This is a genomic window from Archangium sp. Cb G35 (assembly GCF_001896145.1).
GTDB classification, from domain to species: domain Bacteria; phylum Myxococcota; class Myxococcia; order Myxococcales; family Myxococcaceae; genus Archangium; species Archangium violaceum.
Map to the genome: position 1 here is coordinate 51,808 of NZ_MPOI01000012.1, position 14,586 is coordinate 66,393.

Sequence of the window (14,586 nt, forward strand, 5' to 3'; positions counted from 1 at the left end):
CTCACGGCTGGGCCGGCGCCACGTACACCCCGGCGTTCGCGCCCTTCAGCACGTACACCGCCAACGAGTCGTTCTGCCCCGCGAAGTACGCCGGCAGCTGCGCCCCCTGGTCGAGCGTCTTCCGCGCCTGCGTCTTCACGTCGTACACGGCCACGTCGAACGTGTCCGAGTCCATCCGCGCCGACGTCGCGAGGATCCGGTTGCCATCGTCGGACAGCTTGTAGCTGTAGATGCCCTGCAGCCACGTCTGCGGCTGGGCCTGCGCGTCCTTCGGCAGCGGCAGCGCCTTGAAGTCGCAGGCACGGCCCTCGCGGATGCAGCCGGCGCGGAACACCAGCGCCCCCGGGGCGAAGCCGTAACCGAACACTCCCGGGTGCGCCTTCTCCGCCTTCTCGGCGCCCACCTGGTACAGCATCAGGTCCACCGAGTAGATGGGCTTGAGGAAGCGCGAGAGGAAGGCCACGTACTTGCCGTCCTTGCCCCAGGTGAAGTTGGGCACGCGGCTGCCCACCAGCTTCGGCTCACCGTCCGGCAGCGCCACCACGCCCATCAGCCCCGCCCCCGCCGGCAGGTCGTACTTCGCCAGGAAGCCCAGCGCCTGCGAGTCCGGCGAGAAGGCCAGCTCCTTCACGCGCTCGCCCACCTTCCGCCCCGGCTCGCCCGAGGCCGGGCCCACGTACAGGTCCCCCGGCACCTCCGGCTTGCCCCCGTCGTTGCGCGCCAGCCACTTCGAGTCCGGGGAGAAGGCGAACGCCGTCGTGCCCGTGGCCACCTTCCGGCCCGTCAGCTCCGGCGCGTCCGCCAGGTACAGGTCATACATCCCCGCGAGCGCGGGATTGCGCACCTGGTACGCCACGCGCTTGCTGTCCGGAGACAACACGTAGTCGCCCACCTGGTCCGCCAGCTTGCGCGGCTCGGCCGGCTTGCCCGCGGGCTCCTCCACCGGCACCGCCAACAACCCGCCGGCCGCCACCAGCTTCCGCTTGAAGAACAGCGTCTTGCCGTCCGGGGAGAACTCCGCCGTGGACACCTCTCCGCCCACCTGCCGGAAGGGCCCCGTGGGCAGTGGCCCCAGCTTCAGCACCCCGCCGTCCACGAAGGCCAGCTTCGTCCCGTCCGGGCTCGGCAGGAAGTACCCCACCGAATCGCCCAGCTTCTGGGGCTCGGCGCTCGGGTCGCTCAGGGCCAGCACGTGCAGCGTGCCGGACTGGTTCGCCAGGTTGTACCCGGTGAGGTACAGCACGTGCTTCGAGTCCGGGGTGAAGAGCATCCCCCCGGGCACGTTGGTCACCCCATCCCCCACCGGGCGCGGCGAGCCGCCCGTCACCGGCACCACGTTCAGCGTGCCCAGCCGCATCTGCGGAGGAATCCCTTCCACCGTCGGCTTGCGCGTCTTCGTCAGGTACGTGGCGAACTGCCCATCCTCCGTGACGCGCAGGTCCTCCGCCGGGCCCCCGGCCAGCATCACGCCCAGCCCGCCCACGGCCGCGCCGGAGCGGGCCGTCCCCTGCCCTCCTCCGCCACCCTTGTCCTCGCCCCGCTTGCACCCCACCAGCGCGAGCGCCACCAGCGCCCCCGCCATCACGCTTCGTCGGTTCATGCGGTCCCCTGGTGCTCCTGTGCCGGCGGCACGCTCGGCAGCCACGTGGCCAGATCCGCCCGTGCCCGCTCCGCGTAACGCGCCCGCTTGTCCGCCTTCTTCACCCGCCCCGGCAGCGGCGGGAACAGCCCGAAGATGACGTTCGAGGGCTGGTAGTCATAGTCCGGCGGGTGCGCCTCGCCCGTCACGTGACGGTAGAGCGAGCCCATCGCCGTCGTGGCCGGCGGCGGGACGAACTCGCTCCCCGTCAGCCGCGCGTACACCGCCAGCGCCGTCATGTATCCGCACGCCGCCGACTCCACGTACCCCTCCACCCCCGTGATCTGCCCCGCGAAGAACAGCCGCGACTCCGCCTTCAGCGACAAGTCCCTCGCCAGCAGCCTCGGCGAGTCGATGAAGGTGTTGCGGTGGATCTGCCCCATGCGCAGGAACTCGGCGTTGGCCAGGCCCGGCACGCACGTGGTGAAGATGCGCTTCTGCTCGCCCCACGTCAGGCGCGTCTGGAAGCCCACCATGTTCCACGACGTGCCCGCCTTGTCCTCCATGCGCAGCTGCACCACCGCGTACGGCTCCTCACCCGTGCGCGGATCCTTCAGCCCCACCGGCTTCATCGGCCCGTAGGCCAGCGTGTCATCGCCTCGATCGGCCATCACCTCGATGGGCAGACAGCCCTCGAAGTATTTGGGTTCCTCGAAACTGTGCGGCTGCAGCTTCTGGCCCGCCTTCACCTCGGCGATGAACCGGTAGTACTCCTCCTTGTTCATCGGCAGGTTGATGTAGTCATCCCCCCCGCCCTTGCCGTAGCGGCTGGCGCGGAAGGCGATGTTCATGTCGATGGAATCCCCCGCCACGATGGGGGCGATGGAATCGTAGAAGTAGAGCTTCTCTCCCACGTACCGCTCGAGCTCCTTCGTCAGCGCATCCGAGGTGAGCGGCCCGGTGGCCACCACGACGATTCCCTCGGGCAGCGTGTCCACCTCGCCCGGCACCACCTCCACGCCGGGGGCCTCGCGCACCGAGCGCGTCACCGCCGCCGAGAAGGCCTCGCGCTCCACCGCCAGTGCGTCCCCCGCCGGCACCCGGTGCGTGTCCGCGCACCCCAGGATCACCGACGACAGCGTCCGCAGCTCCGCGTGCAGCAGGCCGATGGCGCTCTCCGGGTTGTCCGAGCGCAACGAGTTGGAGCACACCAGCTCCGCGAACTGGTCCGACTTGTGCGCCGGCGAACGCCGCTGCGGCTTCATCTCCCGCAACGTCACCGGCACCCCGCGCCGCGCCAGCTGCCAGGCACACTCGCTGCCCGCCAGTCCGCCGCCAATCACCGTCACCCGCTGAAGCTTCACGTCTCGAAACCCTCTCTCCACGGGCCGGTTTCTGCCCGTCCGCCAACTGTTAGCAGGACCCCCACCCCCTGTCCCACCCTTCCGTTCCTGTATGTCCACCCCCCGGATGCCGCGCCCCTGCCCGCTCGCCCCCTCCTCGGCCATCCGACAAGTAAGGTCTTTAGAAACAGTTTCCCTACCTACCTGTGGCTCCTAGGTTTTCCCCGTTCATCGCGCGGGAAATCGGGCCGGGCGACGCAGTGCACCATTGACGGAGCGACAGGCCATGAAGCGAACCAACGACCTTCTGAAGATCCGCGAGCTACTCCAACGGCGCCGCCGGGACATCCTGATGGCCAACCAGGGGGCCCAACGCGAGCTCTCGTCGCTGAAGGACCAGGAGCGGGATCCCGAGTACGAGGAGAATGCCCAGGCGGAACTGGCGGACTACACCCTCTCCAGCCTGATGGAAGCGCAGCGGCGCGAGGTGATGCTCATCGATGCCGCGCTGCGTCGCATGGACACCGGCGTGTTCGGCACCTGTGTGGACTGCGGCTACGACATCCCCATCGAGCGCTTGGAAGCCCTGCCCTTCGCCATCCGCTGCGAGGAGGACGCCACGCGCCACGAGCTGGAGGTCCGCGGTGGCCACCAGGCCACGCCGACCATCTGACACTCGGGGGCTGGCGCCCCGAGGTGTACGGGCTGCGGGGGCCTCCGGGAGACCGGGGGCTCTACTGCGGCTTGCCCTCGTCCTGGAGGACGACGAAGCGGTAGTTCTCCAGCTCGTTCTGTCCGGCGGTGTAGAGCACCGTGAGCAGCATGTCGTAGGGGATCGCCTTGTCCGCGATGATGGACAGTTCCCGGCTGAAGGGAGCCGCCGGGTTGCGCTCGGCGATGTACTTCAGCTTCTCCACTTCCTTCTTCAGCTGCGCATCCAGCGCCATCACCATCCGGCCCTCGAGCGCCTCGGGAGGAATCTGCCCCTTCACCAGCCGCAGCACTTCCTTCTCCCCCACGAGGATGTTCTTGGGGGTGACGGTGACAACGACGGTGTCCTTGGGCGTGGCGCGCGTGGAGGATACGGGCGGGCGCACGTCCTCACTGGCCGTCATCGCCGCCGAGGACGAGGCGAAGGACTTCAGGAGGAACACCAGGAGGATGGTCATCATGTCCATCATCGCGGTGATGTTCAGTTCCTTGATCTCCCCGGCCGCCTCGCGCTCCTTGCGCTTCTTGCGCGCCAGCGCCTTGCGGAAGCGCAGCCGCTGCAGCCGCTCCTCCTCGGGCACCTGCGGAACCATGTCGCCCGCGGCCATCTAGAGGGCTCCCAGGGTGACGTCGGGGAAGAGCTCGCGGTGCGGCCTCTCCCGCGTCTCGCGGATGGCGTCCATGGTCTGGATGAGCGCGTCGTACGGAATCTCCGGATCCGCGGCGACGATGACCTTGGTCTCGGTGGGGAAGGCGCTCTTGATCTTCACCATCTGCGCGTTGAGCGCCGCGTAGTCGTAGACGCCATCCGCCCCGAGCGGCACGGTGGGGGCGCCGTCCTGGCCGAGGATGGCGTTCTCGCTGTTGATGAAGTGCCCCTTCTTGCTGATGAGCACGCTGAGCGTCAGGCGCGGCTGCTCCGGGTTCTCCTGCGGGGCCACCGAGGTGCTGGGGCCGCCGTAGCTCGGCGCGCTCACGTTGACGATGCCGAAGGCCGCCAGCCCGTTGATGGACAGCAGCATGAAGAGGATGAGGTTCATGAGGATGTCGAGGTAGGGGATGATGTTCAGCTCCCCCGACTCCTCTTCCTCACGCGGCTTGAGCTTCCGCCTGGAGTAGTAGAACGCCATTGGCGCCTCAGGCGGCCCGGGCCTCGTCGACCTGCGTCTCGCCGGCGGCCTTGCGCGCCAGCAGGTTCTCCAGCTTGAGCGCGTTGAGCTCCATCGTCTCCACCATGCTCTTGGCGTACGAGGTGAGGAACAGGTGGAAGATGATGCACAGCACCGCGATGGAGAGCGCGAAGGCCGTGTTGTTCATCGCCTTGGAGATACCGTCGGACAGCAGCGCCTGCTTCTGCTCGGCGGGCACGTTGCCGAGCGCCTGGAAGGTGCCGATCAGACCGAAGATGGTTCCGACGAGTCCCACCAGCGTGGCGATGTTGGCCAGGGACCACAGCCAGGGGATGCGAGCGCCCACGTGGGGGCTGTTCTCCACCAGCGCCTCCTCCACGGCCTTGGCGACCTCGATTTCACCGCGGTTGGCGCGGGTGAGGCCGGCGCGGATGATCTTGGCCAGGGGCGAGTGGGGAGCGGCGGCGCACAGCTTCACGGCGCGGTCCACGTTGCCGGTCATCACCAGCTTCGTCACCTGCTCCATGAAGGGCGGCGCGTTGAGGTTGTAGCGGAACATCAGCGTGACAATCCGCTCCAGGGCCACCGCGAGCGCCGCGGCCAGCCAGAACAGATTGACGAACATGAAGGGACCACCGTCCTTGAAGAACTTGATGGTGGAGTCCACGACGCCGAGCTTGGCGGGCGCCGCCTTCACGGCCTCCGCCGCGGCCGGGGCCTGGGTGAGGACCACGTCCAGCAGCTCGCTCAACATGGGAATCATCGGGAAGGGGGTCCTTTCCACCAAACTTCTAGAGGACCCCCCTCCGGGGTGTCAAGCCAGGGGCAGGCCATGCCCCTGTAATCCTTGAACTTTCAGCCTCTCAAGCGGCCGAGGAGGCATCCGGTCCGGCCGGTGCGGGCGTGGCCGCGGCGGCCGCGGCGGCTGCCTCCGGCTCGACGATCTGCCGGCGGTAGTCGCACTCCTTGTTGGGGCAGGCGATGAAGGGGCCGTCCCGCTTGGAGTACTTCTGCACCAGGTAGGGCGCCTGGCAGCTCGGGCAGGCCTCCGGCAGCGGCCGATCCCACGCGGCGAACTTGCAGTCCGGGTAGCGGTTGCAGCCGAAGAAGATCTTCCCGAAGCGGCTGCGGCGCTCGGTGAGGTAGCCCTGCTTGCAGTCCGGGCAGTTCACCCCGATGGAGATGGGCTTGGACGTCTTGCACTCGGGGTAGCCCGAGCACGCGAGGAACTTCCCGAAGCGCCCGCGCTTCACCACCATGTTCTTGCCGCAGTTCTCGCACTTCTCGTCAGTCGTCTCCTCTTCGATGATGACGATCTTCCCCTCGGCGTCGCGCTTGAAGTCCTTGGTGTTCTTGCACTCGGGGTAGTTCGAGCACGCGAGGAAGTGGCCCATCTTCCCCCATTTGATCACCATGACGTTGCCGCACTTCTCGCACGCCACGTCGGTCTTGATCTCCTCGCGCTTGACGTCGCGCATCTCCGCTTCGGCCTTCTCGAGCGTCTCCTTGAAGGGCGCGTAGAAGTCCTGCAGCACGGCCTTCCAGTTGGCCTCGCCCTCGGAGATCTGATCCAGCTTCTCCTCCATGCTGGCGGTGAAGGCCACGTCCAGCTCATGGGGGAAGTGCTTGACGAGCAGCTCGTTGCAGATGAGGCCCAGGTCCGTGGGACGGAAGCGGCCCTCGAGCTTCTCCACGTACTTCTTGTCCTGGATGGTGGAGAGGATGGCGGCGTACGTGGACGGACGGCCGATGCCCTGCTCCTCGAGCTCCTTGACGAGGGTGGCCTCGGAGAAGCGCGGGGGAGGCTGGGTGAAGTGCTGCTCGTTGAGCAGCTTCTGCAGGTTGAGGGTGAGGCCCTCGTCGAGCACGGGCAGCTCGCCCACGCCGTCGTCGTCGGACTCCTCGCCGGCGGCGCGCGCCTTCTCCTGGGCGGCCTCCTCCTCGGGGGTGAGGCTGGCGCCGTAGACGGCCAGGTAGCCCGGGAACTTCAGCGTGGAGCCCGAGGCGCGGAACGTGGCCCGGCCCGCGGTGATGTCCGCGCTCGTCTGGTCGTACACGGCCGGCATCATCTGGCACGCCACGAAGCGGTTCCAGATGAGCTCGTAGAGGCGGAACATGTCCGCGGCCATGTCGTCGTTCATCGCGTCGAACTGCGCCTTCACCTTCGAGGGCGGATACTCGAGCGACGTGGGACGGATGGCCTCGTGCGCGTCCTGGGCACCCTTCTTCGTGCGGTACACCACCGGCGCCTCGGGCAGGTAGTCCTTGCCCCAGGTGGCACCGATGAAGTCACGCACGCCCGCCACCGCCTGATCCGACAGACGGGTGGAGTCCGTACGCATGTACGTGATGAGCGCCGTCTGGCCCTCCTCACCGAGCAGCACGCCCTCATAGAGCCGCTGGGCGAGCGCCATCGTCTTCTTGGCGGTGAAGTGCAGCCGGTTGGCCGCCTCCTGCTGCAGCTTGGAGGTGATGAACGGAGCGGGCGCATTGCGGCGCCGCTCGCGCTTGTCCACCTTGGACACCACGAAGGAGGCGTTCTGGACGTCCGCCACCAGCGCGTCGGTGGTGGCCTTGTCCTTCAGCTCCACCTTCTTGCCGTCCACCCGCGACAGCTTGGCCTTGAAGGTCGGCGGACCCGAGGGCCCCTGGACGAGCGCGTCCAGCGTCCAGTACTCCTGCGGCACGAAGGCCTTGATGGCGTCCTCGCGCTCGCAGATGAGGCGCACGGCCACGGACTGCACGCGGCCGGCGGACAGGCCCCGGCGCACCTTCTTCCAGAGCAGCGGGGAGATCTGATAGCCCACCAGCCGGTCCAGGATGCGCCGCGTCTGCTGGGAGTCGTAGTTCTCCTGGCTGAGCTGGCGCGGATGCGCGATGGCCTCCTGGATGGCCGGCTTGGTGATCTCGTTGAACATCACCCGGTAGGCGTTGTCGTGGCCGAGCTGCTGGTGGATGTGCCAGGCGATGGCCTCGCCCTCGCGGTCGGGGTCCGTGGCCAGGAAGACCTTGTCCACGCCCTGGGCGGCCTTCTTCAGCTCGTTGAGGACCTTCTCCTTGCCCTTGATGACCTCGTACTGGGGCTCGAAGTCGTGCTCGATGTCCACGCCCATCTTGCTCTTGGGCAGGTCGAGGATGTGGCCCACCGAGGCCTTCACCGTGTAGCCGGAGCCCAGGTACTTCTTGATCGTCTTGGCCTTTGCGGGGGACTCGACCACCACGAGGTAGTGCGGCCCCTTGCCCCGCCTGGGGGATTCCGTGGCCTCGCCGTCCTCGGCGTCGACCTCCACGGTGGGCAGGTCCCCGTCAGCGCCCTTGCGGCGTGCGGAGGCCTTCTTGGCGGCCGTCTTCTTCTTGGCCGCCGTCTTCTTCTTGGCGGCCGTCTTCTTGCGCGCCGCCGGCTTCTTGGCTGCCTTCTTGGGGGCCGCCGTCTCCTCGACCTCCAGCTCGCCCGCCGTTGCCGTCTTCTTCGTGCGCGTCGCCATGATTCTCCTCAAACCTTCTCGTACAACCTTCCAGGATGCTGGATGACGAGCCCGGACAGCTCGAGCTCCACCAGGGCGCTGGAGAGCGCACCGGGCGAGAGCCGGCTACCGGCCAGCACCTCATCAAATGACCTGGGAACCCTGTCCAACACCTGGTAGGCCCCCCTCGCTTCCGCCGAGAGCTCGTCCCGCCACGACGAGCCCTCCGTTGGCGGGACCACCCGCTCGGGATGGAACCCCACGGCCCGCCAGACTTCCTGAACGGAGAGGCAGGCCCGGGCATGACCATCCCGGATGAGCGCGTTGCAGCCGACCGCCCCCTCGTTCATCACATCACCGGGCATGGCCAGCACCGGCCGCCCCTGCGCACGGCCCGCCTCCGCCGTGTAGAGGCTGCCCGAAGTGGCCCCCGCGCGGAGGACCAATACCGCGTCCGATGCACCGGAGATGAGCCGGTTGCGCCGGGGAAAGGTCGTCGTGCTCGCCCGGACACCAGGGGGCAGTTCGCTGAAGAACACCCCGCCCCGGGCCAGGAAATGCGGCAGCAGCTTCGCCTGGGCGGGATCCAACTCGTCCAGCGCCGAGCCCAGGAAGGCCCACGTCTCGCCGCCCGCGTCCATCGCCCCCCAGTGACAGGCCCGATCCACCCCGGCGGCGGCCCCGGAGACGATGCCCACCCCACCCTCCGCCACCTGCCGGGCGAAGGTGCGCGCGAAGGGAAGGAAGCCCTGATCCGGGTGCCGGCTGCCCACCATGGCCACCCGGCGGCGCGGAGGACCCACCTCGCCCCGGTAGAAGAGCAGCGGGGGCGCGTCCTCCGTCTCCGCCAGCCGCGCCGGGTAGGCCGGATCCCCCTGGAAGGCCACGCCCATGCCCACGGCCGCGCAGCGCTCCAGCACGCGGTCCGCCAGGGGGCCCAGCTCGGGCACCTCCAGCAGCCGGCGGCGCACGGGGACGGGCAGGGGTGCTCCACCCACCCACTCCCTCACCGGGCAGGCAACCAGGCGAGCGAGCTCACCCCGGGCATAGGCGCGCAGACGCTCCAATGCCCTCGGGCCAAGCCCGGGGACCGCCCAGAGTGCCAGGAGCGCACGCCGCTCCACCATGTCCCTGTCCGTCGTGACGTCCACCATACCCGACCCCCTCCTGGAGCCCACCTATATAGAAGATGGGTCCGACTGGAAGGGGGCGGGACACTTAAACACCGGACTGGCGATGGTCAAGCGGCACGTCCCCCGCGGTAGGGGCCGGCCGAGCCGATCCAAGGGGTTCCGTGCCCCGTCCAGGGGAGCACGCGGTTCCACCCCGGGGTGCCTCAACGCTGGGCGGTGGGCTGCCCGTTGTTGATGCGCATCACCGCGCGATCCCCGGACGCCACTTCCTGGATGGAGTACGTGAGCACGCAGTTGGAGGTGCGCTCCTTCACCTCGGTGACGAGGCACAGGGCGACGTTCTCCATGGGCAGCTGCGGCCCCTTCTTCTTCTGGTTGGGCAGCTCCAGCTCCAGCACGCGCTGCTGGGTGGTGTCCCCCTTGCGGAGGATGGTGAAGGTGTTGCCCACCTGCACGCCATCCGCGCTGCCCTTGTCGACCACCAGGAAGTGGTGCTCGGCGGTGAGCGTCAGGTACGGCACGAGCGCGGTGACGACGTAGCCCTGGACCTCCTTCTCGTTGCGGCGCTGGACCACCGACTCCACCAGCCGCTCCCCGAAGGGGCCCACCAGGTCACCGCGCATCACGGCGTCCCACGTGTCCATCACCTGCGCCTTGACGAAGTTGTCGCCCAGCGCCACCACCTTCAGCGTGCCGACGAACTCGGTGAGGAAGCCGATGGGCTTGCCCGTCACCGGGTGCTTCACGGACTCGGCGGTGTGGAAGATGACGTACCGGTCCCCGAGCTTCGCGTCCGCCTTGCGCTTGAAGCGCACGTAGGCCACGTCCGGGAAGGACAGCATCTCCGCTCCGGTGGCGGCGCCCTCGATGCGGCCCGCCTCGTCCAGCTCGCGCGCCGTGACGAAGCCCTGCGTCATCACCGTGCGCGACGCCTTGGGCTCGTAGGTGAGCTTCCCGCTCACCGACACCAGCTCCTCGCCACTGAGGGGGCCCATCTCGGTGGACGCGGAGATCTCCCCGGGATCGGCCACCATCTCCATGGGCGCCGGGCCCACGCCCGCCTCCACCCGCGAGGGAACCTCCTCGCCCGCGGGGAAGAAGCGCACGTTGTTGCCCGGGTAGATCCAGTGCGGGTTGGCGATCTCCGGGTTGTAGGACCAGACCTTGGGCCAGTACCAGGGGCTGCCCAGGTACTTCTGGGACAGGTCCCAGAGCGTGTCGCCCCGCTCCACCGTGTGGACCTCGCCGGGAGCCGACTCACGGCCCCCCTGGCCCGGGGGAATGGCGATCTGACCGGAACGGGGCTGGGCGGGCTGATCGTCGGCCACATCGGCCCCTTCGGTCTCTTCACCGGCCTCGGGCTCCTGGTCCTCCGCCTCCTGCGCCCACACGGCGGGCGGCGCGAGAACGGCGGCGAGAAGGAGCGAGGAGAAGATCCGCGAGCGCATCGGAGGACTTCCTTTCGGACAGCTAGTGCGAGAGGGAGGCGAGCCGCTGCTCCGCCTGCGTGGCGGCGGCCGTTCCCGGGAACTGGGTCAGGATGCGGGTGTAGAGCGCCCGCGCGTCGTCTTTCTGGTTGAGCCGCATCCGGCACTCGGCCAGCCGCAGCATGCCGTCCAGCACGGCGTCACCGGCTGGATAGCTGGAGATGAGCCGCTCGAAGGACTTCGCCGCGGAGGCATGGTCCTTGAGCCCCATCTGCCCGAGCCCGCTGAAGTAGAGCGCGTTGTCCGCGCGCGGGTGGCGGGGATTCTGCTCCGCGAAGGACTGCAGGCGCGTCACCCCGCCCTCCACGTTGCCGGTGCGCAGCGCCGCCACCGCCTGCTCGAACTCGGCGTCCAGCACGGCCAGGGCCGCCTCGTCCATCTTCGGCTCGGAGACCTCGGCCGTGGCGGGGGCATCGTCCCCGTCGGGCGCGGGGCTGATGAACATCTCCATGTCGTCGGACGTGGGCTCGACGACCGCCACCCGGGTGGGCAGAGAGGGGGCGGGTTCATTGCGAGGCTTGAGCTTCACCACCGCGAGCTCCGGCGTGCTGTAGCCGGACGAGGTGGGAGCGGCCGGCGCGGAGGCCTCCCGGGCCGGGGCGGGAGCGGGAGCGGCGGCACGCGACTGGCTCACGCTGGCGTGCAGCTCCACACGCTCCAGCCGCTTCTCCAGGCGCGCCTGGGTCTCGCGCATGGCGCGCACCTCGGCCTTGAGCTCCGCCAGCTCCGACTGGGCGGAACCGGTGGTGGCACAAGCGGTCAGCGCACACAGGGGCGCAATGGCGAAGAGTCGGCGAATGATGCGGTGCTCCAGCACGAGGCTTCGGGGGGTCCGTCCGGAAGGATAGGAAGCGGTGTCGGAGACCGTCAAGAAATCGGCCTGGAGGACACCCCTCAGAACCGGTGAACCACGAAATTGAGGTGACGGCCGGTGCGCCCCGCGTCACGCCGGTGCGAGAAGAATCGCTCCGCATCACACGCGGTGCAGTGGGGGAGCACCTCCACGTGCGCCGCCTTCAGCCCCGCTCCCAGCAACGTGTCCCGCACTGCCCGTGCGAGATCCAACCGCACGTCCGCGTCCGCGCGCACCACCACCTCCGGCCCGAAGCCCGCGGTGAAGCGCTGGCCCAGGTCCTCGGAGACGACGTAGCAGCAGCGCTGGATGGACGGGCCCACCGCCGCGAGCAACCGCTCGGGCCGCGAGCCCCGGGCCACCAGGGCCTCCACCGTCCGCGCCACGATGCGCGCCTCCGTCCCCCGCCACCCCGAGTGCACCGCCGCCACCCGCCGGCTGTCCGGGTCCACCAGCAGAATCGGCACACAGTCCGCCGTCCCCACCGCCACCCAGTGCTCCGGCCGCTCCGTCCACAGCGCGTCCGCCTCCCCCTCCGAGGGCCTCAGCGCGCCCGTCGTCCCCTCCCCCGCTCCCGCCTCCACCACCCGGTCTCCATGCACCTGACTCACCCTGTGCAACGTCTCGAGCGCCGCGCCCGCCGCCACCGCCAGCCGCCGATGGTTCTCCTCCACCCGCTCTCGGAGGTCACCCACCGAGAAGCCCAGGTTGAGCGAGGCATGGGGGCCCTCGGACACGCCTCCCGCTCGGGTGGCGAAGCCGTGGGGCACGGGGAGCAGTGAGGACGTCACCAATGACGAAGGGTGTGCGGACATGGGTGGCTTCGTAGGGGGCTTCCGATGCAATCACAGCATCGAATGATTTCCGGCGGTGACCGTTTGACAGTCTGCGTCACCCGATCTGACAATCCGAGAAACTTACAGGGGCACTATGGCTTTGGCTCTCGAAACCGTTGGCAGGAAGCTCCTCTGGAGCGTCGCCCTGCCCGGTCTGCTCGCGGGCTTGCTGGGCCTGGGCTACTTCTGGCGTGAGGCGCAAATCGCCGCCCGGGACGCCACGCACGACGAGGCGATGGTGCTGGCGGAGTTCGTCGCCACCACCTTCCGGCTGCCCACGCCCGAGGGCCTTCCCCCCCACTTCCCCGTCACCGAGCTGATGCAGTCGGACACCCGGCTGCTGCGCTCCTCGGCGGAGCTGAACATCCTGTCCCCGGACGGCCACATCCGCTGGTCCGTGAGTCCTCGAGAGGTAGGCACGCGGCACCCCGACGCCGAGCGCCTCACGGCCCCCGGCCCCCAGTGGGCCCGCTCGGATGCACATGAGACGGAGGTGCTCCGCTCGCTCGGTGAGAAGACGTGCGAGGGCTGCCATCCCGACGCCCAGGGTACGCGCGTGGGCATGGTGCACCTGCGCGTGTCCGAGCCCGTGGTGCACCGCGAGCTCACCCATGCCCTCGGCGCCGCGTTCGTGGCCGTGCTGGTGCTGGGCGCCATGCTCATCGTCGCCACCGGCACCTCCCTGCACTTCTTCCTCACCCGCCCCCTGCGCCGGCTCACGGCCGCCATGCTCCGCGCCGAGGAGGGCGACTTCCTGGTGCGCGCCGAGGTGCGCGGCTCGGATGAGCTCTCCCGGCTCGGCTCGGCCTTCAACGCCATGCTGGCGCGCCTCACCTCCATGAAGGCCGAGGAGATCGACACCCACCGCGATCTCCAGGTGACGAAGTGGAAGCTCTCCCTCAAGGAGGAGCTGGAGGAGCGCATCGCCGAGCTGGCCCTGCTCTTCGACGTGGCGCGCTCGGTCAACTCCACCATCGAGCTGTCCGAGCTGCTCTCGCGCATCACCCGGCTGGTGCCCGAGCGGCTCCACATCCCCGACTTCTCCATCATGCTCGTCAACGCGGAGGGGCTGCTGGAGGTCAAGAGCACCTTCCCGGAGCACCCGGAGCTGGAGGGCATGACGGTACAGCCCGGCGACGGGGCCAGCGGACGCGCCGCGGAGCTGCAGCGCGTGGTGTACGTGCCGGACATCAAGGATCCCTCGAGCGCCTTCGCCCGGAACGGGCTGATGCCCGGGCACGACACCGGGGCGGTGCTGTGCATCCCCATGGTGCACATGGAATCGGTGCTCGGCGTGCTCAACTTCCGGCGCCCCGAGGTGGCCAGCTTCGCCCCCGAGGAGCTGGAGCTGCTCACCGCGGTGGCCGATCAGGCCGCCACGGCGGTGAAGAACGCCATGCTCCACGCCGAGGCGGTGAAGCTCACCATGACGGACCCCCTCACCGGGGTGCCCAACCGCCGCCACCTCTTCGCCCGCCTGGAGCTGGAGGTGGCTCGCGCCCAGCGCTTCGGCACGCCCATGTCCATCCTCATGGTGGACATCGACCACTTCAAGAAGCTCAACGACGCCGCGGGCCACCGCGCCGGTGACGAGACGCTGCGCAAGGTGTGCGACGTGCTCCGCGCCCGCCTGCGCAAGGTGGACACCCTCGCGCGCTACGGCGGCGAGGAGTTCATGCTGGTGCTCTCCAACGTCTCCAAGAACGACGCCTTCGAGGTGGCCGAGAAGCTCCGGCGCTCCATCATGGAGGCCCCCCAGCTCGCCGCCCCCACCCAGCCCGGCGGCCACATCACCGTCTCCATCGGCGTGGCCACCATGCCCACCGACTCCACCTCGCAGGACACCCTGGTGGATTGCGCCGACGCCGCCCTCTACGCCAGCAAGCGCGCCGGACGGAACAGCGTCACCGCCTATGCGTCCGGCATGGAGCTGCACCCCGGCCGCGAACGCGGCCTCTCCCGCCCCAACGATCCCGCCTCCCCCACCACCATCGCCAAGGCGTGAGCCGGCCCTCTCCCGAGGGGAGAGGGAGGGGATTGCCGAGGGGTG

12 protein-coding genes are annotated in these 14,586 nt (G+C 69.1%); 2 read left to right on the plus strand and 10 right to left on the minus strand.

What is annotated here, in order from left to right:
• Position 1 precedes the first annotated feature (1 nt).
• On the minus strand, positions 2-1,600 hold the full coding sequence (locus tag BO221_RS33050; RefSeq protein ID WP_073564858.1) for a gliding motility protein: 1,599 nt from the start codon (positions 1,598-1,600) through the stop codon (positions 2-4).
• Positions 1,597-2,943 (minus strand): methylenetetrahydrofolate--tRNA-(uracil(54)-C(5))-methyltransferase (FADH(2)-oxidizing) TrmFO, encoded by a 1,347-nt coding sequence (trmFO, locus tag BO221_RS33055; protein ID WP_143195819.1) that lies wholly within the window; start codon positions 2,941-2,943, stop codon positions 1,597-1,599. Before trmFO ends, BO221_RS33050 begins: the two co-directional genes overlap by 4 nt.
• Positions 2,944-3,208: 265 nt before the next feature.
• Between trmFO and BO221_RS33060 the strand changes: the two genes are divergently transcribed.
• A complete protein-coding gene (locus BO221_RS33060) occupies positions 3,209-3,595 on the plus strand; it encodes a TraR/DksA C4-type zinc finger protein (protein WP_073564860.1) in 387 nt (128 codons plus the stop codon).
• Between the two features lie 61 nt (positions 3,596-3,656).
• On the opposite strand, the gene BO221_RS33065 is transcribed toward BO221_RS33060, so the two are convergent.
• From BO221_RS33065 to pgeF, 8 genes are all read right to left on the minus strand, one after another.
• Complete coding sequence (locus tag BO221_RS33065) at positions 3,657-4,241, minus strand: biopolymer transporter ExbD (protein ID WP_073564861.1); 585 nt, start codon at positions 4,239-4,241, stop codon at positions 3,657-3,659.
• The gene (locus BO221_RS33070) at positions 4,242-4,763 is read right to left on the minus strand and encodes a biopolymer transporter ExbD (RefSeq protein ID WP_073564862.1); all 522 of its coding nucleotides are present in this window, start codon (positions 4,761-4,763) and stop codon (positions 4,242-4,244) included.
• A gap of 7 nt (positions 4,764-4,770) precedes the next feature.
• Positions 4,771-5,526, minus strand: a complete 756-nt coding sequence (locus tag BO221_RS33075) for a MotA/TolQ/ExbB proton channel family protein (RefSeq protein WP_073564863.1) — start codon at positions 5,524-5,526, stop codon at positions 4,771-4,773.
• A 100-nt stretch (positions 5,527-5,626) separates the two neighbouring features.
• Positions 5,627-8,248, minus strand: coding sequence for a type I DNA topoisomerase (topA, locus tag BO221_RS33080; RefSeq protein WP_073564864.1), 2,622 nt, complete (start codon positions 8,246-8,248; stop codon positions 5,627-5,629).
• An 8-nt stretch (positions 8,249-8,256) separates the two neighbouring features.
• Entirely contained in the window at positions 8,257-9,381 is a 1,125-nt protein-coding gene (locus BO221_RS33085; RefSeq protein ID WP_073564865.1) for a DNA-processing protein DprA, read from the minus strand.
• A 182-nt stretch (positions 9,382-9,563) separates the two neighbouring features.
• Complete coding sequence (locus BO221_RS33090) at positions 9,564-10,808, minus strand: LysM peptidoglycan-binding domain-containing protein (protein ID WP_073564866.1); 1,245 nt, start codon at positions 10,806-10,808, stop codon at positions 9,564-9,566.
• Between the two features lie 22 nt (positions 10,809-10,830).
• Positions 10,831-11,718: a tol-pal system YbgF family protein gene (locus BO221_RS33095; protein ID WP_233166357.1), complete on the minus strand. Its 888-nt coding sequence runs from the start codon at positions 11,716-11,718 to the stop codon at positions 10,831-10,833.
• A 23-nt stretch (positions 11,719-11,741) separates the two neighbouring features.
• A complete protein-coding gene (pgeF, locus tag BO221_RS33100) occupies positions 11,742-12,515 on the minus strand; it encodes a peptidoglycan editing factor PgeF (protein WP_073564868.1) in 774 nt (257 codons plus the stop codon).
• A gap of 115 nt (positions 12,516-12,630) precedes the next feature.
• Between pgeF and BO221_RS33105 the strand changes: the two genes are divergently transcribed.
• The gene (locus BO221_RS33105; RefSeq protein ID WP_073564869.1) at positions 12,631-14,541 is read left to right on the plus strand and encodes a diguanylate cyclase; all 1,911 of its coding nucleotides are present in this window, start codon (positions 12,631-12,633) and stop codon (positions 14,539-14,541) included.
• Positions 14,542-14,586: the final 45 nt, after the last annotated feature.